This is a genomic window from Nostoc sp., assembly GCF_036917315.1.
Classification (GTDB): domain Bacteria; phylum Cyanobacteriota; class Cyanobacteriia; order Cyanobacteriales; family Nostocaceae; genus Nostoc.
The window spans coordinates 98,218-119,350 of the sequence record NZ_JBALDR010000071.1 but is presented as its reverse complement, the minus strand read 5'-3'; the positions used below and the strand labels follow the sequence as shown (position 1 = coordinate 119,350).

At 42.8% G+C, this 21,133-nt stretch carries 22 protein-coding genes and 1 pseudogene; 10 read left to right on the top strand and 13 right to left on the bottom strand.

The window, feature by feature from the left end; all coding sequences use genetic code 11:
* Window positions 1-344 precede the first annotated feature (344 nt).
* The 3 genes from V7K84_RS33260 to V7K84_RS33250 are packed head-to-tail and all read left to right on the top strand — an operon-like array spanning window position 345 to window position 7,656.
* Window positions 345-5,747, top strand: coding sequence for an eCIS core domain-containing protein (locus V7K84_RS33260; protein ID WP_334844622.1), 5,403 nt, complete (start codon window positions 345-347; stop codon window positions 5,745-5,747).
* Complete coding sequence (locus V7K84_RS33255) at window positions 5,744-6,472, top strand: hypothetical protein (RefSeq protein WP_334844621.1); 729 nt, start codon at window positions 5,744-5,746, stop codon at window positions 6,470-6,472. Before V7K84_RS33260 ends, V7K84_RS33255 begins: the two co-directional genes overlap by 4 nt.
* A gap of 50 nt (window positions 6,473-6,522) precedes the next feature.
* Entirely contained in the window at window positions 6,523-7,656 is a 1,134-nt protein-coding gene (locus V7K84_RS33250; RefSeq protein WP_334844618.1) for a YbjN domain-containing protein, read from the top strand.
* A gap of 107 nt (window positions 7,657-7,763) precedes the next feature.
* Here V7K84_RS33250 and ilvN read toward each other — a convergent pair whose 3' ends face one another.
* Window positions 7,764-8,282, bottom strand: a complete 519-nt coding sequence (gene ilvN, locus V7K84_RS33245) for an acetolactate synthase small subunit (protein WP_069069184.1) — start codon at window positions 8,280-8,282, stop codon at window positions 7,764-7,766.
* A gap of 270 nt (window positions 8,283-8,552) precedes the next feature.
* On the opposite strand from ilvN, the gene V7K84_RS33240 reads away from it, so the two are divergent.
* Entirely contained in the window at window positions 8,553-8,918 is a 366-nt protein-coding gene (locus V7K84_RS33240; RefSeq protein WP_334844616.1) for a BON domain-containing protein, read from the top strand.
* A gap of 45 nt (window positions 8,919-8,963) precedes the next feature.
* Here V7K84_RS33240 and V7K84_RS33235 read toward each other — a convergent pair whose 3' ends face one another.
* Together V7K84_RS33235 and bioU are read right to left on the bottom strand one after the other, a co-directional pair.
* The gene (locus tag V7K84_RS33235; RefSeq protein WP_334844613.1) at window positions 8,964-9,917 is read right to left on the bottom strand and encodes an alpha/beta fold hydrolase; all 954 of its coding nucleotides are present in this window, start codon (window positions 9,915-9,917) and stop codon (window positions 8,964-8,966) included.
* A 140-nt stretch (window positions 9,918-10,057) separates the two neighbouring features.
* Entirely contained in the window at window positions 10,058-11,077 is a 1,020-nt protein-coding gene (gene bioU, locus V7K84_RS33230) for a (S)-8-amino-7-oxononanoate synthase BioU (protein ID WP_334844611.1), read from the bottom strand.
* Between the two features lie 186 nt (window positions 11,078-11,263).
* Between bioU and V7K84_RS34380 the strand changes: the two are divergent.
* Together V7K84_RS34380 and V7K84_RS33225 are read left to right on the top strand one after the other, a co-directional pair.
* Window positions 11,264-11,353: pseudogene (locus tag V7K84_RS34380) on the top strand (toxin-antitoxin system HicB family antitoxin); the annotation flags it as partial.
* A gap of 78 nt (window positions 11,354-11,431) precedes the next feature.
* On the top strand, window positions 11,432-11,926 hold the full coding sequence (locus V7K84_RS33225; protein WP_334844609.1) for a hypothetical protein: 495 nt from the start codon (window positions 11,432-11,434) through the stop codon (window positions 11,924-11,926).
* Window positions 11,927-12,035: 109 nt separating this feature from the next.
* Here V7K84_RS33225 and gloA2 read toward each other — a convergent pair whose 3' ends face one another.
* From gloA2 to V7K84_RS33200, 5 genes are all read right to left on the bottom strand, one after another.
* Complete coding sequence (gloA2, locus tag V7K84_RS33220; protein WP_334844606.1) at window positions 12,036-12,422, bottom strand: SMU1112c/YaeR family gloxylase I-like metalloprotein; 387 nt, start codon at window positions 12,420-12,422, stop codon at window positions 12,036-12,038.
* A gap of 765 nt (window positions 12,423-13,187) precedes the next feature.
* A complete protein-coding gene (locus V7K84_RS33215) occupies window positions 13,188-13,310 on the bottom strand; it encodes a hypothetical protein (RefSeq protein ID WP_334844604.1) in 123 nt (40 codons plus the stop codon).
* Window positions 13,303-13,548, bottom strand: a complete 246-nt coding sequence (locus V7K84_RS33210) for a type II toxin-antitoxin system RelN family antitoxin (protein ID WP_334844603.1) — start codon at window positions 13,546-13,548, stop codon at window positions 13,303-13,305. The genes V7K84_RS33215 and V7K84_RS33210 overlap by 8 nt, the downstream gene beginning before the upstream one ends.
* A 48-nt stretch (window positions 13,549-13,596) precedes the next feature.
* Window positions 13,597-13,788 carry a hypothetical protein gene (locus tag V7K84_RS33205; RefSeq protein WP_334844601.1) on the bottom strand — a complete coding sequence of 64 codons (192 nt, stop codon included), beginning with the start codon at window positions 13,786-13,788 and terminating at the stop codon, window positions 13,597-13,599.
* Window positions 13,789-13,992 (bottom strand): hypothetical protein, encoded by a 204-nt coding sequence (locus tag V7K84_RS33200; RefSeq protein WP_334844599.1) that lies wholly within the window; start codon window positions 13,990-13,992, stop codon window positions 13,789-13,791.
* Between the two features lie 160 nt (window positions 13,993-14,152).
* Between V7K84_RS33200 and V7K84_RS33195 the strand changes: the two genes are divergently transcribed.
* The 3 genes from V7K84_RS33195 (at window position 14,153) to V7K84_RS33185 (ending at window position 15,522) form a co-directional block, all read left to right on the top strand.
* The gene (locus tag V7K84_RS33195; RefSeq protein ID WP_334844597.1) at window positions 14,153-14,374 is read left to right on the top strand and encodes a DUF433 domain-containing protein; all 222 of its coding nucleotides are present in this window, start codon (window positions 14,153-14,155) and stop codon (window positions 14,372-14,374) included.
* Window positions 14,375-14,589: 215 nt separating this feature from the next.
* Window positions 14,590-15,231: a restriction endonuclease subunit R gene (locus V7K84_RS33190; RefSeq protein WP_334844595.1), complete on the top strand. Its 642-nt coding sequence runs from the start codon at window positions 14,590-14,592 to the stop codon at window positions 15,229-15,231.
* Between the two features lie 90 nt (window positions 15,232-15,321).
* Window positions 15,322-15,522 carry a hypothetical protein gene (locus V7K84_RS33185; RefSeq protein ID WP_334844894.1) on the top strand — a complete coding sequence of 67 codons (201 nt, stop codon included), beginning with the start codon at window positions 15,322-15,324 and terminating at the stop codon, window positions 15,520-15,522.
* 153 nt (window positions 15,523-15,675) lie between these two features.
* On the opposite strand, the gene V7K84_RS33180 is transcribed toward V7K84_RS33185, so the two are convergent.
* The 5 genes from V7K84_RS33180 to V7K84_RS33160 all read right to left on the bottom strand — a co-directional run bounded on the left by V7K84_RS33180 (window position 15,676) and on the right by V7K84_RS33160 (window position 20,126).
* Complete coding sequence (locus V7K84_RS33180; protein ID WP_334844593.1) at window positions 15,676-16,656, bottom strand: hypothetical protein; 981 nt, start codon at window positions 16,654-16,656, stop codon at window positions 15,676-15,678.
* A gap of 418 nt (window positions 16,657-17,074) precedes the next feature.
* On the bottom strand, window positions 17,075-17,227 hold the full coding sequence (locus tag V7K84_RS33175) for a type II toxin-antitoxin system VapC family toxin (protein WP_334844592.1): 153 nt from the start codon (window positions 17,225-17,227) through the stop codon (window positions 17,075-17,077).
* On the bottom strand, window positions 17,224-17,448 hold the full coding sequence (locus V7K84_RS33170; protein WP_334844590.1) for a hypothetical protein: 225 nt from the start codon (window positions 17,446-17,448) through the stop codon (window positions 17,224-17,226). Before V7K84_RS33170 ends, V7K84_RS33175 begins: the two co-directional genes overlap by 4 nt.
* A 144-nt stretch (window positions 17,449-17,592) precedes the next feature.
* A complete protein-coding gene (locus V7K84_RS33165) occupies window positions 17,593-18,873 on the bottom strand; it encodes a vWA domain-containing protein (protein ID WP_334844589.1) in 1,281 nt (426 codons plus the stop codon).
* Entirely contained in the window at window positions 18,870-20,126 is a 1,257-nt protein-coding gene (locus tag V7K84_RS33160) for a vWA domain-containing protein (protein WP_334844587.1), read from the bottom strand. The genes V7K84_RS33165 and V7K84_RS33160 overlap by 4 nt, the downstream gene beginning before the upstream one ends.
* Window positions 20,127-20,364: 238 nt before the next feature.
* Between V7K84_RS33160 and V7K84_RS33155 the strand changes: the two genes are divergently transcribed.
* Window positions 20,365-21,027: an ATP-dependent Clp protease proteolytic subunit gene (locus V7K84_RS33155; RefSeq protein WP_334844585.1), complete on the top strand. Its 663-nt coding sequence runs from the start codon at window positions 20,365-20,367 to the stop codon at window positions 21,025-21,027.
* The last annotated feature ends 106 nt before the right edge of the window (window positions 21,028-21,133 follow it).

Below are 21,133 nucleotides of genomic sequence, written 5' to 3'. Positions count from 1 at the left end.
CTGAAGATAGCGGAACTTTCTCTGGTAACAGTTATAATCCTGATTTTTCTTATACACTAGGAGTCAGTTTTGCATAAAAACTTTGCCAACTTAAGAAAGTACTAATATCAGAAGGCAGATTCAAGGATACTTTTTCTTGTGGCTAGGGGAACACGGCAGCGTGTTCTCCTTTATTCGATATGAGACTATTTACAAGCCAGTACTTATCTTCGGGGGAAACACATCTTAATTATTTCTAATTGATTAGCGTTCTAAAATTATCTTGATAATTGCAATTTTGGGTAAATGATAATCAAAACTAATCATCTAGACAAATTGAATCGTCAATAGTTGCAATAAAACCGATGAAATCCCTCAAAAGTCCCTCATCCAGCTTTTCTAATTCCCAAGCACCAGAACAAACTCCTCAATTGGCCTATAGACCGTTTGGCGGCCAAACTCAAAAAGCATCTTTTACGCCTGTGACACAAACAGACGTAGAGAATGAAGCTTTTGTAGAAGAAAAGATGGAAGTAACTGGATTGGAATTACAAGCCAAGCATCGGACGATTACGCCAGAGGGACAAGAACGACTGACTGTATTGCAAGCCAAGATGGATCGATCTTTGAATTCTCGACTGGAAAAAGCAACTCGATTTGGTCATAACTTTGCCAATATTCCAGTCAGAAGATCAGATACATCAACACCAATTCAGGCAAAACTGACGATTGGGGAGCCTGGAGATAAATACGAGCAAGAAGCTGACCAAACAGCACGTCAGGTGATGCAAAGAATTCATCAGCCACAGAGTGGGAAACTTCAGCGAGAAGAATTACCTGATGATGAAGATGAATTGCAAGCGAAACCAGAGGGCAGTATTCAGCGCGAGGAACTGCTAGAAGAAGAAGTACAAATGAAATCTTGGGGAGAAACTCCCTCGTTGCAACGGGAGGAACTACCAGAAGAAGAATTGCAAATGAAGCCGCTTGGTACTTTATCCCAGATAGTGAATGAGGTACAATCCCCAACCAAACCACTTGGACATGACATCAGTCGAATATCACTGCGGCGTCCACAAACAAAACTGACAGTTAATCAACCTGGAGACATTTATGAGCAGGAGGCTGATAGCGTCGCCCAGTTGGTGATGCAGAGGATGAGCGAACCTGTGCAATCTATCCAACGGGAGGCATTACCAGAGGAAGAAGACCAATTACAAATGAAATCCCTAGCGGGTTCCATTACCCCTTTGGTGCAGCGTCAGGGCGGAGGAAGGACAGCCGCAACATCTGAGCTAGAAACTTCTATCCAACAAGCACGTGGAAATGGGCAGCCGCTGGCAGATGATATCAAGCAACCAATGGAACAGGCGTTTGGGGCTGATTTCGGTAGCGTTCGGGTTCATACTGATGCTCAATCTAATCGCTTAAATGAATCTATACAAGCTCGTGCTTTTACCACAGGACAAGATGTGTTCTTCCGTCAAGGCGAATACTCTCCTGGAAGTAATGCAGGCAAAGAATTACTGGCTCATGAGTTGACGCACGTTGTCCAGCAGAATGGCAGTGCAGTGCAGCCGAAATCTCTTCATCTAGCACCAAAAGAAAATAAACTTCAGACAAAAGTGCCTACAACCTCTGCGGGGCATGGGCTAGCTATCCAACTGCGAGAGAATTTCCAAAAACCAAGTGACGAAGACAACCAAAAAAATTTAGAATCCAAAACTGATACGGAAAACGGCGAACAACAAAATCAGACTACGACAGAAAAACATCAAGCTAGCCCCACACCACCAGATGATGGCGGGAACGCGGTAACAGATCCACCTCCGACAAAAAAGGTTGGTGCAGCAGTAACTCAGAAACAAGTTGAGGCTGGAGGAAATCAACCAAAAGAGCCTGAGTCAAAAGATACCAAAGTTAATACAGAAAAGGTCGATTCTCAACAGCAAGCTCAAAACAAAGGAGCAGATGTAGGTAAGGGAACCGCAGATTTACCTGGAGGAAACGCAGGGAAAGCGATCGCCGGATTACCAGGAGCAAATGTAGCCAGCACTACAGTAAAATTACCTGATGCAGCAGCTGATGGTAAAAAGGCTCCCACTTCCCCTGAAGATGACCCAGCATTTCAAGCGGTAGTCGGCACAACAAAAGAGGTTGCAGGACTTGAGAAAAAACACCCACCTGCCAATAGCAAAGCCCAAGAAGCCCAAGCGGCAGCCCAACCCCCAGGTAATGAAGTAGACAGCAAAGCGCAAGCCAATCAAGTTGGGGAGATGCAACAAGCCCCAACACCAGGATTTGATGCTGCCGCTTTCAAAGCCAAATTGATGGAGCGCATTGCTGATATGGCTCCCAAGAACTTGGAAGAGGCGGACAACTTTAAAAATAACAATAAACTGGACTCTGTTAAAGGCGATTTGAGCGGTCAGGTTAAAGAAGAACAGAAAAGCTCTCAGGGTCAACTAGAAGAGAAAACTAAAGAAAAACCTGATGCCAGTGGGATTGAGGCTAAACAAGTAACACCACTGCCAAAGAATGAGCCAGGGACAACGCCAACAGGCGTTGATGCAGATAAAGCTGCACCCAAATCTAAAGGACAAGGTGAAGTCGAAGCACCACTGCAAGAGGACAGTAAAAAACTTGACCAGCAGATGAAAGAGGCGGATATTACCGAGGAGCAATTGGCAAACTCCAATGAACCGGAGTTTCAAGGGGCACTCGCAGCCAAGAAAGATGCTCAAACCCATGCTGTGGCAGCGCCGCCACAATATCGCCAGCAAGAGCAAGGCATACTCGCAACCGCTCAAGCTACGGCAGAAGCTACAGCCCAGCAGCATTTGCAAGCAATGCACGGTACCCGTACTCAAAACCTGGGTCAGGTAGGGGAGCAGCAGGTGGGTGCCAAGAGCAAGGATGAGCAAGCACGGGCAAAAGTTGCTGGTGATATTAATAAGATTTATGACAAGACCAAAGGTAAAGTTGAGAAAACCCTCGGTGAATTAGACGGACAAGTTATACAAGCCTTTGATGCTGGTGCTGCTGACGCAAAGAAAGCCTTCGAGGATTATGTTGGCAAGCGGATGGACGATTATAAGAGCGATCGCTACAGCGGCATTTTGGGGCCAGGAAAATGGTTGATAGACAAATTGTTTGGTATGCCCTCAGAGGTGAACGCTTTCTATCAAGAAGGTCGCCAGCTTTACATCAATCAGATGGATAATGTAATTAACAAGGTTGTCGCCATTATCAGTAAAGGACTTACCCAAGCCAAAGCAGAAATAGCCAATGGTAAGCAGGAAATTCAGAATTATGTTAGCCAACTACCGCAAGAGTTGAAAGGAGTTGGTCAACAAGCTGCCGCAGACATTGACAGCAAATTTGAAGAATTGCAACAAAGTGTTGACGATAAGCAAGATGAGCTAATTGACACCCTAGCGCAGAAATATCAGGAGAACTTGGAAGCTGTTGATGCCCGCATTGAAGAGATGAAGGCAGCAAATAAAGGTTTTATTCAAAAAGCTTTCGACTTCATCGTGGGAGTCATCAAGACGATAATTGAACTGACCAAAATGCTTTTGCAAGTGCTAGCGCGAGTTGCTGGCGTAGTTGGGCAAATCCTCAAAGACCCGATTGGTTTCTTGACTAATTTGATCCAGGCACTGAAGCAAGGCTTCCTCAACTTCATGAATAATATCGGGAAGCACCTCCAGCAAGGATTAATCGGCTGGCTGACTGGCACAATGGCAGAAACTGGTATTGAAATGCCAGAAAATTTCGACCTCAAAGGGATCTTTAGCCTAGCAATGCAGCTTTTAGGCTTCACTTATGAAGCAATTCGCGGTCAAGCTGTGAAACGATTGGGTGAAGAAAAGGTCAGTCGATTGGAACAAACTGTTGATGTATTTCAAGTCTTAGCCAGTGAAGGAGTGGCTGGGATTTGGCAGTTTGTCCAAGAGAAGATGGGCGACCTCAATGCTTTGGTGATCGAACCCATCAAGAATTTTATTATTGAAAAAGTGATTACAGCAGGGATTGAGTGGATTCTCAGCCTGTTGACCCCGGCTTCAGCATTCATCAAAGCTGCTAAAGCGATTTATGAAATTGTCAAATTCTTTATTGAACGCGCCCAGCAGATTGCCGATTTAATTAATGCGATACTGGATGCCATTGGTGCGATCGCTAGTGGTGCGATCGATCAAGCAATCAAAAGTGTTGAAAATGCCCTAGCAAAATCTTTACCAGTCGTCATCAGTTTCCTAGCAAGTCTTTTGGGCTTAGATGGAATTGCCGGTAAGATTCAAGGAATATTCCAGAAGTTGCGGAAACCGATGGAAAAAGCAGTTGATTGGGTAATTGATAAAGGTGCAAAGGCGTTTAAGAAAGTTGGTAACAAGGTCAAGAATAGCAAGTTTGGTAAGAAGGCTGGAGAACTGAAAGATTCAGCGAAGGAAAAATATAAAGCCGGTAAGCAGTGGGCTGAGGATAAAAAGGAAGCCGGAAAGAAATGGATTAATGATAAAAAAGCAGCAGCTAAGAATTGCGTTGAAGATGAGAAGGGAGCGGTGAAAGACAAGTTTGGTAATAAATTCAAGAATAAAGAAAGTAAAAAGGTAAACGACAAGGAAAATCAAACAACACCTAAAACTCTGGTCGAAAGTAACTCAGTCACAGTACAGCGCCCTGAGCTTGAACTTGCCAAGGATATCTTACAAATCAAGAGTGGGACGGTTCTGTATAATAAAGGTGGTGAACCTAAACAAGTCACGCAGCGTCTATTAAGTCAGCACCATGACGCAAAGTTTGATCAAAACAGTGGTACTTTAATTCTGCCACCTTTGAAAGCATCATCTCTTACCCAGGCAAAATCACTGCATGAGGCAGCAACAGAGGTAGCAGAACAAACTGGTGTGTCTAAGATCACACTGAGCAAACATAATGGTGTTGCTCGGCTTGATGGAAGTATTAACCCAACTGTCTACGGTTTGGCTGAGTATACAGTTCCAGCAGATGCAGCTTCACTTGAGCCATTAATCAAGGATATTGAAAAATCAGCAAATAGCCAACATCCACAAAAAGAATACTTTATATCGATTTGTAGAGAGGCAGCAAAACGATATGATGCACAGGTAGATTTTATTGAGGTTAAAAGGCCACCCGCACATATTAAGGTTGAATTTGAACATTTGACGACTCATCAGAAGTTCTCAACAGAGATTTCCCAAATATATAGTGACAATGTTTGTCCGGCTTGTGGCACTCTCAGTGGGGAAATTGGTAGCGGTGGCACATTTAATGGACGACCTGGTGAACGCAAGCCACATAATGTTGTATCGGCCTCAGTGTTCCGAAACACTATCGAGACTGTATTAAAAAATTATAGTGTCAAAAATCTGGATCTCTGGGCGAAGAAGCTGATTGCTGCTGGCAATAGTCCCGATGGTTCTGCTGTTACTGAAGACAAACAGTGCGCTGTATGTGAAGATGCTCAAGGTGCTTGGACTTTAATGCAACGCGCTTCTGGCAAAGCACTCAGTAGCACTCCTCTAGGAAATCAGTTTCAACACGCTACCTCTGCTCAGTTAGAGCAGTTTACTCACGATAAGATTCAGACCGTTGTAGACCAGATTAAAAAGCTTTTAAACCAAAAACCTGGAACTAAGGATCGTCCACTTATTAGCGATATTAATACTCAAATTGTAGCTTCAGGAAAAGTGGATGCATTTTGCAACGATTTAATCGCAGAATTGGAAAAGGCAGCAAAATGAAATCATTTGAGAGAGAATCTTTATGGATGAGCTATGCCCACTCCTGGGGAGGGTGGATCTCCCGATGGTTAGACTTGGAAGAAACACAAGCCCTTAGTGAGCAGATACCACAGTGTTGGATTGACTTGATAGCTAACCCTTGTGCAGTCACAATTCAAAAGGTCTGGGCAAAGACCGCAGACAGTCTGCCGCGATTCATAGATTATTTGACAAACTCTATTCTGGAAGCCAGAGTTGCAGAAAGTGAAATTGGATACCTCTTAGTGTATTTTCTGAAAGACTGGCGAGAAGTGGATATTAACGAATACGAAAATGGGTTTATGATGACTGGTCTTCCTACGCCAGAGGAGGATATCACCAAGTTTGAAGCGCAGATCGGAACCCTACCTGCTTCAATGCGAACTCTATGGTTAACACATGGTTTTGTTCAACGGCGTGACAGCACTTTTATTGTTTCACTTCAACCACAACAGCAAAAGCTGGTTCATGCACCCAAATTTTATCCTGCTAGACGAGATCGTTGGCAAGAAGGAAGGGTACTGGAATGTTTAGGGATTGCTGATGTTGTGGGTGAGATTGTTCCTAGCTTCAGTCGACAGGTAGGCACGTCTTCTTGGGATGACTATATTGTAGACGTGATGCGTTGGGAAGAAACTATGGCGGAAAGCTTACGTATTCACATAGATGATTTTCTGGCAGACTGGACTTTCAGCGAATGGCATTGAGCAAATTTACATCCAGCTTATGAAGTTGGCCAGGATGGGGAGAATTCTAGATGACCATCAACACTGAACATTATCTCCTGAACACCGAACTAACCCTACACGACTCCTCCCAATCTCCCCTAACCGTTCGCGCGATCGCCCTATCCCTCACCAAACAAAACAACGAACTCATTGAGTGTCGCCTCACCTTCCAAGTCAACCCACAACTCTACCAACGCATCGATACCGCCGCTTTATTCAATCTCAAACCAGATGCGCGTAATACTCTATCATCTGGTAAATTCCTCAGCGAACTAGACATTACAATCGAAACCAGCCTGAAACCCGATTTATTACCACTACTAGCAGAACACGCCATCAACATTGATGAAACTGCAAAATATATCCTGAATTTAAGCCAAGAACAACCCGATAACCAAATCCTCTTCACCGAAAGTTGGTTGGGTTTATCTGTTAAACAGCAACAAGAATCAGGCGAAATCGGCTATCGTACTCTTTGGTCTTATATTAGTCCAGAAAATCTGGCTCAAACAAGCGCTTCTGGTGAAGGAATTGCTGAAGGTATTGTCAACTTTTTTAAAGATTGGACTGAGGCTAATTTATCTGTAAAAACTCAGAAAGCATCTGCCAAAATGCTGGAAGGAATCGATAAATGTTTGACAGAATTAGCTGATATTAACACAGATGAAATAACACAAAAACTAGAGGCAACTTTGCCCTCATCTTCTACAGATAGTAGTCTTTTTGAAGAAATAATTAATTTTTTCCAAGCTGATGATTGGCCCTTTGTACAACTTCTAGGACAGCCAGCTTTACAAATATCGTTCCAAGGCGAAAATGGCAAATGGAATTGTTACGCTAGAACAAGAAGTGAACAAAATCAATTCGTTTTTTACTCAATTTGTCCAGTCAACGCACCAGAAAATAAGCGGCTGGCTGTAGCAGAGTTTTTAACTAGAGCTAATTGTGGCATGATGATCGGCAATTTTGAACTAGATTTTACTGACGGCGAGATTAGTTACAAAACCAGCATTGATGTCGAAGGTGACAGACTTAGTTTTGCACTCATTCAACGAGTGGTTTACGCCAATGTGACGATGATGGATGAATACCTGCCAGGGATTATGTCTGTGATTTATGGTAATGTCTCACCAGAAGAAGCGATCGCTAAAATTGAAGGGTAGTTGGATATTTGTTTTTTTGTTAGTCCCTAAGCAGAAGTCATAGTAACAATTGCCACTATGACTTCTGCTGCGGTTGAATATTTCTGAGTCTTGATTTAAATTCCCAACTAAACCTTTGCTTCCAAAGATTTGAGTAACTCGGTATTCACACCTGATTCACGAGTCAGGGCAATTTTGCCAGTGCGGGCGATTTCTTTCAAACCAAATTTTTGTAATACTTGCACGATCGCTACCATTTTACCTGGATCTCCCACAACTTCTAAGGTGAGAGAATCTTCTGCCACATCCACGACTCGCGCCCGGAAAATCTGAGACAATTCGATCACTTCTGAGCGATTGCTGCTACTAGCATTCACCTTTAAAAGCATCAATTCTCGCTCGACACAAGGGGTTTCGGTAATGTCCTGGACTTTTAGGACATTGACTAACTTGTACAGTTGCTTGGTGAGTTGCTCGATGACGCGATCGTCACCAGGGACAACCATTGTAATTCGGGAGACTCCTCCTTGTTCAGCAGGGCCAACAGCAAGGCTTTCAATATTGAAGCCACGACGCGCAAATAAACCAGATATGCGGGAAAGAACACCCGCCTCATCTTCTACGAGAACTGAAAGGGTATGTTTCATCTTCGCCAACAGAGGCTAGAGCAGGAATTGAGTAATGCAGACACTAGCAAAAGGCAACGCTAGAACTACTACCGCACTAAATTTTCAGTGCGACCTCTTATTGTAAACTTAAGCGTTGCACTCATTGCATTCTCAATCGATAAATTGTTTAGAAATCCGACTGCAAGCAAAAATTTCATTGAATGTATATCTTTTCATTGGCAGATGCAGCATTTGTTGTAAACCTTTTATACTCAGATTTGATAAGCCTCTAATCGGAGACAAGTTTTTATGGGTTGGTTACAAAGATTGTTTGGCATGGAAAAACCTCAAAATGCAGAAGTAAATCCGGCTCCACAGGCTATACAGCAAGCTCCTAGTAGTGATGTCGCTGCTGCTACGCAATCAATACCTCCAGAACGTCTAGGATTAAGCGGAGAATATGACCAAAGTGGTTTAGCAAAGCGGGTAGCGTTAGCATTTGATGAAGATCCGCAACTCGACGATGTTAATACCCTTTGGGTTGCTCAGACGGGTAGCACTGTAGTGTTGAAAGGTAAAGTCCCCAGTCAAGAAATTCTCAACAAAATGATTTCTGTGGCGAGTTCTGTAAGTGGTGCTACAGATGTTGACACTAACCAGGCGACGATTGGCTAGTTACTGCTGATGCGATCGCTCCCATTGCATACCATTGCATAATATTTAGGGAACAATCAATGGTTGGCGATGCCTGCGGCGGGCTTCGCCTACGCCAACCCATCTCTCAATCCAATCTAAAATCGCTTGGTTAACTTGTTCTGGACATTCATCATGGGGACAATGCCCTACATCCTCCAGATTCAGCAGTTCTAACTTCTCGTTATATTGGGCAAATTGGCTAGCCAGGGCTGGCGGCACAAACCGATCTTTTTGTCCCCAAATTAAAAGCATGGGAATTGTTAAGGTTGGTAATACTGTCTTGACACTAGGACTAAAATTAATTCCGATCGCAGCTTTAAACAAAGCACTAAACGCCCTTGCAGAACCGCGGTCTTGGGGAGGCCCTGCTAAAATTTCGATCAGTTCATCGGTAATCGCCTCTGGGTTAGCGTAGGCGAGACTAGCCCAGCGACGCAGCACCCCAGGACGGCGCACGAAGTTAAATACAGGTTTAAGTATCAACGGCGAAGCGACAACATTTTTAATTGCTGTGACGAGTGGGCGCAGCAGAGGAGGAATTGCTTCTTGTTCTAATGACGGGTCGGGTAAACTCATCATCACCATCCCCAGCACCATATCGGGATGGGCGGCAGCGGCGGCCATAGATATTAGTGAACCGTTGGAATTGCCTATTAATATTGCTGGTTGACGGATAAATGTTTTCCAGAAATCGTAAACTTGCTCAACCCAGAGTTCGATGCTGTAATTAGCTGCGGCTTTTTCAGAAGCGCCAAAACCCAACATATCTATGGCGTAAACTGTGTGATGCTCACCCAACACTTCTAAATTATGTCGCCAATGACCAATAGAAGCACCAAAGCCATGTAACAGAATTATGGGTGTTGTATTGTGGTGATTTTGGCTAGGGCGAATGTAAGTGTAGCGAGTTTGCCAACCACGCCAAATCCAATCTCTTTGATTACCAACCCGTTCCTGCCAGTGTAGCGTAGTGGTCACACTTACCTCCGATTTATCAACGTTGAAATCCCATTATAAGAATTGGGGATTGGGTATGGGGAAGAGGGGCAGAGGGGAAAAATTTACTGCAACTTCTCCCCTGCTCCCCTGCTCCCCTGCTCCCCTACCCTATTCCCTATTTACCTAACAAATTGGGGCATAATTTCAGCAGCGGTGAATATTCCATAGATGCCGCGTTGGTGCAATTGTCTACCAGCTTTGAGATAGCCGAAAGCAGGGCCACAGACATTTGCTGCCATGCTGGTTTCATCTCCCAAAGTAAAGGTATGGGTAGAAATCTTTCCTTCAAAGGTACGTCCTGTTACCTTCACATTGGTGCTAAGAGGCTTTTTGGGATTGCGGGTATCGACTACACCACCAACTGTAACGCGATCGCGTCCCACTATCCCGGCTACTTCTAACATCACATCATCAGCGTGTTCCATATTTGTCAAGGTAAGCACGCCATTAGTTTTATCTAGTAGTGCTTCTACTTCTGCGTCAGTCATCGCCCTCGCAATTTCCACTGTGTAACCAGGCATGTGACCTATATCTTCCCGAACAGTGGCGCGGTAAGCTTCCCAGTTAGCAATTCCCACCCCAAAGGTAATTTCAACTTGATGAATTTCGGCGTAACTTTGGGCGGCTAAAGCTGCGGCTGCTGTTAATAGTCCAGGGGTAGCACCACATCCTGTCATGTAGGTAATTCCGGCGGCTTGCAGTTCCTCCTTCATCGCTAGGAGTTGTTCTACAGCAGTGGTGCGTTTAATTGCATCTACTAGTACCCCACGCCAACCAGATTTGATAAATTCCTTGGCGACATTGGGAATAAAGTCATTAGGTAGGTTAGGTAAAGCTAAAAAATAACCATCTACTTGAGCTATTTCGATTAAATCCTGAATACTTTGATTTGTTAATGTACCAATTGGCTCTAAATAACCCACCGAACCTTGGGACTGATAGGTTGCAACAGATTTTTCAGTATTTAAACCGTCAGCAGCATAAGCGTAGCCTTTTTGATCTGCTGCTGCGACTAAAATCATTTCTTGTTTGCCAGCAACTACCTTGGCGGCTGCTTGTCCGAGTCCGCCGAAACCCAGTACTCCCACACGTATCGCTGGCGAAATATTTAGAGAATTTTTGATTTGTTCAGAATTCATAGTTAATTCGTTAAGTTGAATCAAAAGCCTTGAGTATTCGGCGTCTCAGCTTCCGGCTTCTAACTGGTGGCTGATGGCTGATAACTCAAAGCTATAGAGATTAATTATGATTCATTATCCTGGGTTCTTTGGCCTGATATTGCAGATATTTATCTACTAGCGATCGCTTTTGAGTTTTTTGACTGGGAATATACCAGATTTAAACCAATGGCCGCAACTGGCAACCCAGAAGAGGGCTTAAAAATACTGGCTAAACTTGATGCTCTGACACAATAGAGTTTCTGGCGCGATGATGCAAACACTCACGGAGGCGATCGCTTAAAGTGGTACGAAGTTGTTATCATTCTGAGCATTATGAAGCGCATTTGCACTACAGTTGAGATTTTTACAATAACTTCATTATCTGCTTTTATATTTGCTACCACCACTAATTTATTGCTAGTGCAGACAGTCACAGCTAAACCAGTACAGACAAAAAACCCAGTCAATCAACCAATACCATTCAACTCAAGAGTACGAATATATCCTGCAAATAATAGCTTACCAGCAAGCCGTTTGATGACGATTGAAAGTGTTATCAAAAAGTCTAGTAAGATGCGAATCACCGAAGCAAAACTTACAAGATATGAGGAATTTGCAGCTAAAACAGGAGAGTACAAATCATCGATTTCTAACAACCGAATGGTCTGGATAGTTACTGGTTTTGTCCAAGGTGAGTTGAGAATAGCTAAAGGTAGAAGTGTTTGTACTGATAACGCTAAACTTGTGGAATTAACGGATGCTGAAACTGGCGATTCTTTTGGTAGAAGTATTTACTGTCCTCCAAATAACCAGATAAATTTTATGTAGTAAAGTTGACTGAGAATCAAAATAACTTGATTTCAGTAGATTGACAATTACAGTGGTGCAATCGCTTCATTATCTATAGTGATAACAAGTTCACTTTTTAGCAGTAATTTTAACGCTCATAAATTTCTAATGGTAAATTATCTGGGTCTTTAAAGAAAGTATATTTTTTACCTGTAATTTCATCAACTCTGATATCTTCTACCTCTAACCCTTTTGATTTTAAATAAAAAACAGTTTCCTCTACATCATCAACTTGAAAAGCAAGATGTCTTAAACCACAAGACTCTGGTTTACTAGGTCGTTCTGGAGGATTTGGGAAAGAGAATAGTTCGATTTGAGTATTTTCTGCAACTTTTAAATCTAATTTATAAGAATTTCTGGCGGCGCGAAAAGTCTCTTGAATAATCGAAAATCCTAAAGTTTCGACATAAAATGCTTTGGAGCGATCGTAGTCAGAGCAAATAATCGCTACATGATGAATGCCAGTGGTTTTCATGTGTATTTTTCAAGCTACTAATCATTTACCCATAGCACTTTTACCAGAATTTTACTACTACACTGTGGTTGAAGTTTTGCCCGATGTCTAACCTTTCGCATATTTAACTAAAATTCATATTTAATCAGCAAAAAGGCATATTACTTTCTCAAAACTTCATATTTGAACCTCATCTATGTTGAAACCTAGAGTTTTTTAAAAGATATATTTATGTAGGTTGGGTGGAGTGAAACGCAACCCAACATTACCAGCTTATTTATGTTGGGTTACGCTATCGCTGCACCCAACCTACAAAACTACTGCACCATAAGTTTCCTGAATTAGAAGATGAAGATATTCAGCAAGCCTTAATTTTTGCATCGTTCTACTTGAGCCATCGCATCATTGAACTACCTAACAGCTATGAAACTGTTGTTTAATCAGGGATTACCAGCAATCGACAAAGATTTGGAATTTATAAAAGCTAAACTAAGTTAGCCGATGGTATCCGCCTATATTCTATGAGGTATTGTTCTATAAATTTTATTGGTCTTCAACTGCGCTTTGTTCATACTCAGTAATAATGCTCCTAATGTCATCTGCTGCCATATCAGCTTGTTCGGATTTAGTATAAATAGTGAGCAGAATAATCCCCATTGCTGTTTTAATGTAATAAATCAGACGGTAGCCACCACTTTTACCTTTTTGAACATCGCTATTTCGGACTCGTAGCTTAAAAACTGCATAACCAATCTTAGATATTTGATCTCCAGGTAACTCTCCCCGTTAAAGTTGTTCAATTACGGGTTGTATATCATTACGAATACTCCGATATTTCTTGGCGAGGGTGCGTATATTTCGGTTGAACGTTGGCGCGGTTTCAACTTGAATAAACGATTGCTCAGACATCTTCAAGTCCTTCCCAAAGTTGAGCCACGGGAATTGTTTGTCCGGTCATAGCTTCATGCCAAGCTTGACGAAAATCTTCTACAATCACTTTTTTAGATGGCTCATCTTCATCAATTTCTGCTGCTTCTGCGATCGGGACAATTACTTCAACACGACTGTTCTTATCAGTCATTAAGGGATGATCTAAAGTAAGTTGCCCATGCTCATCAATGGTTGCCATAACTTTAATTGCTTTCATGGGGATTCCAAAAGATATGGGATATAAAGGGGATTTTTCTACATCACATCAGCTAACTGAAACGTTGCGACTTGAGGCAAACTCCAGATTTTCATCGTTAAGAATTTGATTCCCTCTGATGCTGACTGACTGAATGCCACAGAAAGCGGTAATGAGTATACCAGAGTCTATGTACGTCTTTTTACGACTCACAAAATCCACCGCGACGTGCAGCAAGTTCAAGTTCAATTTCGTCAACACTTACGAAGTTGCAATCCAGCAGCGATCGCTCGTTGTCGGATCGACCATAATTTTTTGGCTAAGGGTGTTTGTGGCACAAAATTCAGATTCGGCAGGTGTTGTTTCTGGCTCAGATTTAAGTAGCTCAACAAACTCCAAAACTTTTTGTTGCTTTTGGGGTGTGAGTTGTCGCCAGTGTTCAAGTAGTTCAACTTCATTACCCATAAATACAACGCTCGTGAATGATTTTTCTATTTTAGTGGCAGAAGCCTTATTTCCTGTTCCTTGCTATAAAATTTTGCTTGGAGTACAATCGTTTCTCATTAACTTGGCATGAAGCAATATATATTGAGGATGATTTTAATCAGGAGCTAGGGTTACTTCCATGAAATTAGATCGCATTACCAGCAATCCCAATCGCATGAATGGACAGCCATCTATTCGTAATCTTCGGCTTACCGTTCGTCGAGTGATTGAGTTATTAGTTACCTACCCTAATCGTGAAGAACTGCGCCAGGAGTTTCCCGAATTAGAAGATGAAGATATTCAGCAAGCTTTAATTTTTGCATCGTCTTACTTGAGCGATCGCTATTCCTGTGAGTCGTGATTTCTAGGCGATCGCCTCAATTATCTATCTGCTAAAGGCTTTGCAGTATGCGATCGCATCAACAATCTATCTTTTAAAGGCGATCGCTATTCCTGTGAGTCGTGATTTCTAGGCGATCGCTCTTTTGCTTTTATATATATCGTATATTAGGTATTGGAGCCTAGATCAAATGTCTAGACTTTTAAAGTTCATGTAATTACTACAAGAATTTAACCGTGATTACAAATGCTAGTAGCCTTACCCTTGGCGCTCTCCGTCAAACTTTTGGCTTGAGACTAGACTCTAGCGATCGCTTTTTTGATGAATGGTTAAATAATGCGCCGACTCTAACCGAAGCGGAACTACAAGGACTAGATCGCCTCACTCGAAACTATACCTATCTCAGTCAAGAAGAACCACCTCTCGAAGAAATTGTTAAGCTTATAGTTATATCACCATTGCTAGATTTAGCAGGTTTCTATCAGTTTCCTTTTTTGGTAAAAGCAGAAGTAAGTACCAATATCGAAGTTGCAGACGAAGCTAATGCTATTGCAGTTCAAGGCAGGATTGATATTTTGGTGATTCAAGATAGTTTTTGGATTTTGGTAATCGAGTCAAAGCCTGCAAGACTAGACGTTACGGCGGGAATTCCCCAAGCACTTACTTATTTGTTGAGCGCTCCCAACTTACAGTCAAGTTGTTATGCAATGGTTACAAACGGAAGAGAAGTATTGTTTTTGAAATGCGATCGCCACCAAAATGTCCCTCAATATACTAGATCCAATACTTATCGGTTACTTGAAAATACATCAGAACGTATCCAAGTTTTGCAGGGACTTAAACAAATTGGGGCTTATATTGGCGATTTTAGGAGTTAGGCGATCGCTATTTCTGTGAGTCGAAATTTTTAGGCGATCGCATTAATAAAAAACCTAAAAATCAGATAATTACGGTGAATAACAATCAATTTGGTGCGTTACATTGCATTAACAAACCCTACAAGATCGGCTACTCAGGGGAGTAATGATTGCGATCGCAAATGGTTTACTCGTCTGGTTGTGGCGGGTATCATTTACACTCAGTTAAAGGAACTGAATCTCAAGTATCCAAAGGTCAGCGAAGAACAATATCAAGGACTTTTAAATGCGAAGGAAATTCTGGAGAGCTAGAAATAAGGATGAGAATTGGTTGATATTAGCCTCAAGATTCACGATTCTGTGATTTCACGGTCTAACGCTTCTGGTCAAATTCAAGTAGCTTAGTTTAATTATCTGCACCAGAGTTGTTATGCGTTTCATTATTAAGCTGTTACGCAAGAGTACCTAAAAAGGCAATTCATTATCCTCGGCAGCAGGAGCTTCAGAAATCACTCCCTTTGGAAGTGGTAAGTTTGTGACGACATAAAGATTCAGCATGTCCTCTCTATCCATGAAGAGGATTTGACTACGTTTCGAGGCATCAAGCATATTCCCAAGCCAGTTCCGCGCAGCTTTAGTAATTTCTCCACCAGCAACAATAAAGGCATGATCCACAAGAACTCGTTTTCCAATTTCAGGATCGAAAATTTCATGCCCTAGCATCATCATGACTTGGTTGTGAATCTCAGCTACATTTGTATTACCAGATTTGGTAATGCCTGAAGAATCGAGCTTCCCTTTTTTCGCTTGGAGACCAAAGTAGAGAACGTGTTGTGTTGGGAGGATAAATTTCATCCATATATCCTTACCGTACTCAAGTGCTTTATCTTTGTGACCCGCTGCCGTAATCCGATGATAGCCTAACTGTCGAAACAGCGGAAGCAAGACTTCTTCAATTAGTTCATCTTCAGAACATTTATCCAAATAATCAATAAGTTGTTCTCTTTTTTTAACTTCCTTCGGCGTGAACGGTCGATGAGGATTAGGAGCCGTCGATATCGTTTTTGTCCCGATATGACGTATGTACAATACATCATCCTCCCCGTAGAAGGCTTCATACCCCTCTCGCGACAGAGGTTTATTCAGCTTCTCAAGCGCAAGTGAACGATCTGGATCGTCTTCCTCTGCATCGGATTTCTGCATCAATATTCGTAATACATGCACAAAGCACTCTGGTAAGGCGTTAGCAATCGGTTGTGGTTCTTGCAGCAATTCCGATAGCCTTTCTACAGTCCAGGACCAGCGAGTTGAACCATCATGAACAAAGTCCAAATCGCATTCTTCAAAAAACTGAGTGATGTAACTACTAGAGCGATACGGGAAATATTGGGAATCGCCTATTACCATTTCCGCTATCGCGCGCAAGTTTCTGTCCTTGAATTTCATCTTAGTAGTGTCGTTCAGAACTCGCTGTTTTTACTCACTGTAGCATAAGTATTTATATCTTACAGATTACAGGATAAATACTTATATAAGATGAATATTTCATAAATTGTCAGATAAAGTAACCAATAAGTACAATAACAAGATTTTTGCAGGGTAATATCCCTGAATAGTGTTTCATTTGGCACAATACAACCTTTTAGAGTGTCCTAGCGGACGTTGGATGACTTTTCAAACATCCTCTAAGCGAGAAGCGATCGCCTTAGTCCAAGAAGGGCAACCAAAAGCAGTGCTGTTAAGTTTCATCAGAGGTTTGACTTACTAAATTGGCTTGTTTATTTAAGTAATTCACGCATTTATTTTGGTGTATCGCTATCTACAAATTTGGGATTACGGTAAGAGGCTTGATTTCACCTCCTACTCAACTTGGGTCAGTGGCAATTTCCCAAGCAGAAGCACTACTGACAATAATGCGATGATCTGGGTTGCGAATGATGTCTCGGCAGTCAGTGTGGAGTTTTGGGTCGTCAAAGAGCCACCATAGCAGGATATAGGTGTCGATGAGGTAGCTCATTCCCATTGCTGGAGTTCATCTTCTGGCAGTGGTTCAAAGAAAGCATTGCCGAGTTGTCCTTTTAATAAACCAGGGGTGCGCGGTTCGACTTCGCTCACCGCAAAAGGTTGTGTACGTTCTTGACTTAAACCTAGTCGAAAGTAGTGAATTAGGTCATACAGTTCTGCTAGTTTGTCTTCAGGGATGTCTTGCAATTCTTGGACAATCTTCTGGATCAGCATAAGTCAAACTCTTCGGTGGTTGTTAATCAATAAGTTAGGAATATGCGACTACTTTGTTGCTCAATTGAGGAATAAAATATTTTTTCTCGCTTTGCGTTTTGTCCCGAAACTTTCATACCGCTAATCAGCAACGCAGAATTTTTACTATTCCTGTAAAACAGTCTTTGATACAATCCTCGTTTTCTTGAGGTCTGCTTCCGAAAGTTGTTCTCCAGCTTGCAAGCGAGTAGCGGAAGTTTGCAACACTGTCGCTGCACCTTTATCTCCAATTTGTAATGCAGTTTTAGCAGCCGTTTGTAGCATCGTGGCTGCACCAGTGCGATCGCCTTGTTGCAATTTCGCCTCAGCTAACTGGGTTTGCCGATACTTCGCTAATGCTAAAATAGACTTCTGCACCTGGGGATTAGATGTCGGTTGATACGCCTGCACTACATCTGCATACACTGGCATCAAGGGCGAAAGTAAACCTTCTTCGTTAACCAATGGGTCATCATAACGGATTTGCAGATGAGCGATCGCTTGTTTCCCTTCTGGCAATTGTCCCAGATAAATGTTTGCCAAAACTACCCGTTCTACATCCTGCATCAAATCTCCCAAACGGACAGCAAAGCTACCATCAGCTTCCGGTTCCACTGGTAACTCGATTGTGTCTGGGGCAACTTGGGCAATAGGTTTCAATTCTGCTAATCGGACATTGGGCACTAGAGATAACAGCAAGTAAGCATTAGTTAGCCCAATTGATTGAATCCGCCCAAACAGCCGGCTAAACTGATCCACCGCTTGTTCGGGACGTTCAATATGGGCTAAAGTCCCACCACCAACATCGGCAATTTTTTCCAACAAATCCTGATTCCAGCTATTACCAAACCCGAAAGTGTTGATAGTTAGGTTCAGCTTGGCAGCCTTTTGCGCCAGTTTCAGACAGCGCTTATTGTCATCTCGCCCAATATCCCACTTCCAAATTCGCAAACCGCTTTCACCATGTCCATCCGTCAGCAGGAATGCCTGGGAAACAGCGCCTCTTGTACCCTTCATCAATTCTGTAATTCCCAATTCCAAACCATCAGCGATCGCAGTGCCGCCGCTAGCAGTCAGTTTGCTTTTTATTTGAGATTTGATGCTTTCGGGATCTTCAATCGCTTGGTTAGGGATAATGACTTCCGCAGTGCCGGAAAAAGCCACAACTGAAATGCGATCGCCTACTTTCAACCGATCGATTAATCCTTCCACCGCCTGGATTACCGTTTTAATTGGTTGTCCATGCATGGAACCACTTTTATCCAAAATCAAGCAGAGATTAAGGGGGAGATTTCGATCGGACTCACCAGCAATCGCAAAAATCGTCATTGCTAGTTGACGTTGGCTACTTGTTTGAGCCACATCAACATTATTGTCATTTAACGCCGAGAGCAATTTAACTTTCATTGCGGAGGGGTATCTTGCAAAACTGTTTTAGAGACAATTCTGGTTTTCTTGCGATCGCTTTCAGATAAATCTCCACCAGATTGTAGCTGGGTGGCAGAAGTTTGCAACACCGTCGCCGCTCCAGTATCCCCCATTTGCAAAGCAGTTTTCGCAGCCGTTTGTAACATCGTCGCTGCACCACTGCGATCGCCCTGTTGTAATTTCGTCTCGGCTAGCTGGGTTTGACGATACTTAGCTAATGCTAAAATAGAATGCTGTACCTGGGGATTCGGGTCTGCTTGGTAATTTTTCACTACATGGGCATAAACTGGGATATTTGGTGTAACTAAACCTACTTTGTTGGCGGCTGGATCGTCGTAGCGGACTTGCACATTAGCGATCGCTTGTTCACCTGTTGGCAGTTGTCCCAAATAAATATTAGCTAAGATTACCCGTTCCGCATCTTTCATTAAATCTCCCAACCGCACAGCGAAACGTCCATCAGCTTCTTGTTGCAGTGGTAACTCAATTGTGTCTGGGGAAACTTGGGCGATAGGTTTGAGTTCCGCTAGCCGGACATTCGGCATCAGGGAGAATAACAGATAAGCATTAGTCAATCCCACAGTTTGAATACGGCTGAACAGGCGATTAAACTCTTCCACAGCCTGTTCGGGTTTTTGAATATAAGATAAAGTACCTAAGCCAGCATCAGCAATTTTTTCTAAAACATCTTGGTTCCAGTTGTCACCAAATCCCAAAGTATTTAAAGTCAAATTATAGCTAGCAGCCAATTGGGCAAATTTCAAACAGCGATTGTTATCACCGTGTTCATTTTCCCCGTCGGTTAACAAAAAGGCTTGAGAAACAGTATCTTTTTTACCCTTCGCCAACTCCTCAATCCCCAAGCGCAGTCCTTCATCAATCGCAGTTCCACCATCGGCGGCTAGGCGATTGATTTGCTGTTTGATTTTCTCTGGATTTTCAACACTTTGACTAGATACTAAGACTTTGGCACGGTGATCGAAAACTACAACACTGAGGCGATCGCCAGGGTTGAGTCTATCCACCAGACGATTCGCTGCTTTTTTCACCGTTTCTAGCGATCGCCCATTCATCGAACCACTATGATCGAGAATTAAGCATAAATTCAAGGGTACATGGCGGTCTTGAGTCTCTGCGATCGCTGAAATCGAAATTCCCAACTGACGTTGACTGTTCAGTTGATTTGCGTCCAAATTACCATCATTCAAGGCAGGCTGCAAATTAACCTTCATAACTCAGAGTCCCTATTCAGGATATACATATTAAAAAATAACTTCAAAGCACTACTTTAGCTCTACGGAAAACCTATCCAACATAAATACACTAATATAATCAGAATATCTTAGAAGCCAAGCATTGGCAGATGCGAAGCCACCTTCAGCATTAGGGAGAAATCCGCACCTTGAGGAAGGGTGGCATCGCGCTAGGATGTATTACAGTTAACGGCATAGTTTCAGGCGATCAGTTGCTATGGACATTTCCCCAATCAAAGCTGTTCAAGCCCCATATTACGGCGATAGCTCTTACCGGACACCACCGCCAGATTTACCTTCCCTCTTATTGAAGGAGCGAATCGTCTATATTGGGATGCCACTGGTGCCTGCTGTCACGGAATTAATCGTGGCCGAATTGCTGTTTTTGCAATCCGACGACCCCGACAAACCGATTAAAATCTATATCAACTCCACCGGCACTTCCGGTTACAGTGGCGAACCCATTGGCTTTGAAACCGAAGCCTTCGCCATCTATGACACCATGAAATATATCAAACCTCCTATCCACACCATCTGCGTCGGTTCGGCGATGGGTATGGCAGCGATGCTTCTCAGTGCTGGTACAAAAGGTTGCCGCGCTAGTTTGCCTCACTCCTCGATTATCCTGCATCAGCCTAAGAGCTACGCCCAAGGTCAAGCAACGGATATTCAAATTCGCGCCAGGGAAGTTTTGGTAAATAAAGGGGCGTTAGTTGATATCTTACATCGCACCACTGGACAGGCCCCAGAAAAAATTACTAAAGACATGGATCGGCTGTTGTATCTGACACCTTATGAAGCGAAGGAATACGGACTGATTGACCGAGTTTTTGAGAAAGAAGAACTCGCAAATCCCCCACTCCCTGCCAGTGTTCTTTAGTGAGTGTTGAGTGCTGAGTAGAGACGCGATTAATCGCGTCTGTGCAGGAGTTATGAGTTATTTCTAACTCTCCCACCGCCCCCAAATTATTAAAAACGGAGTAAAT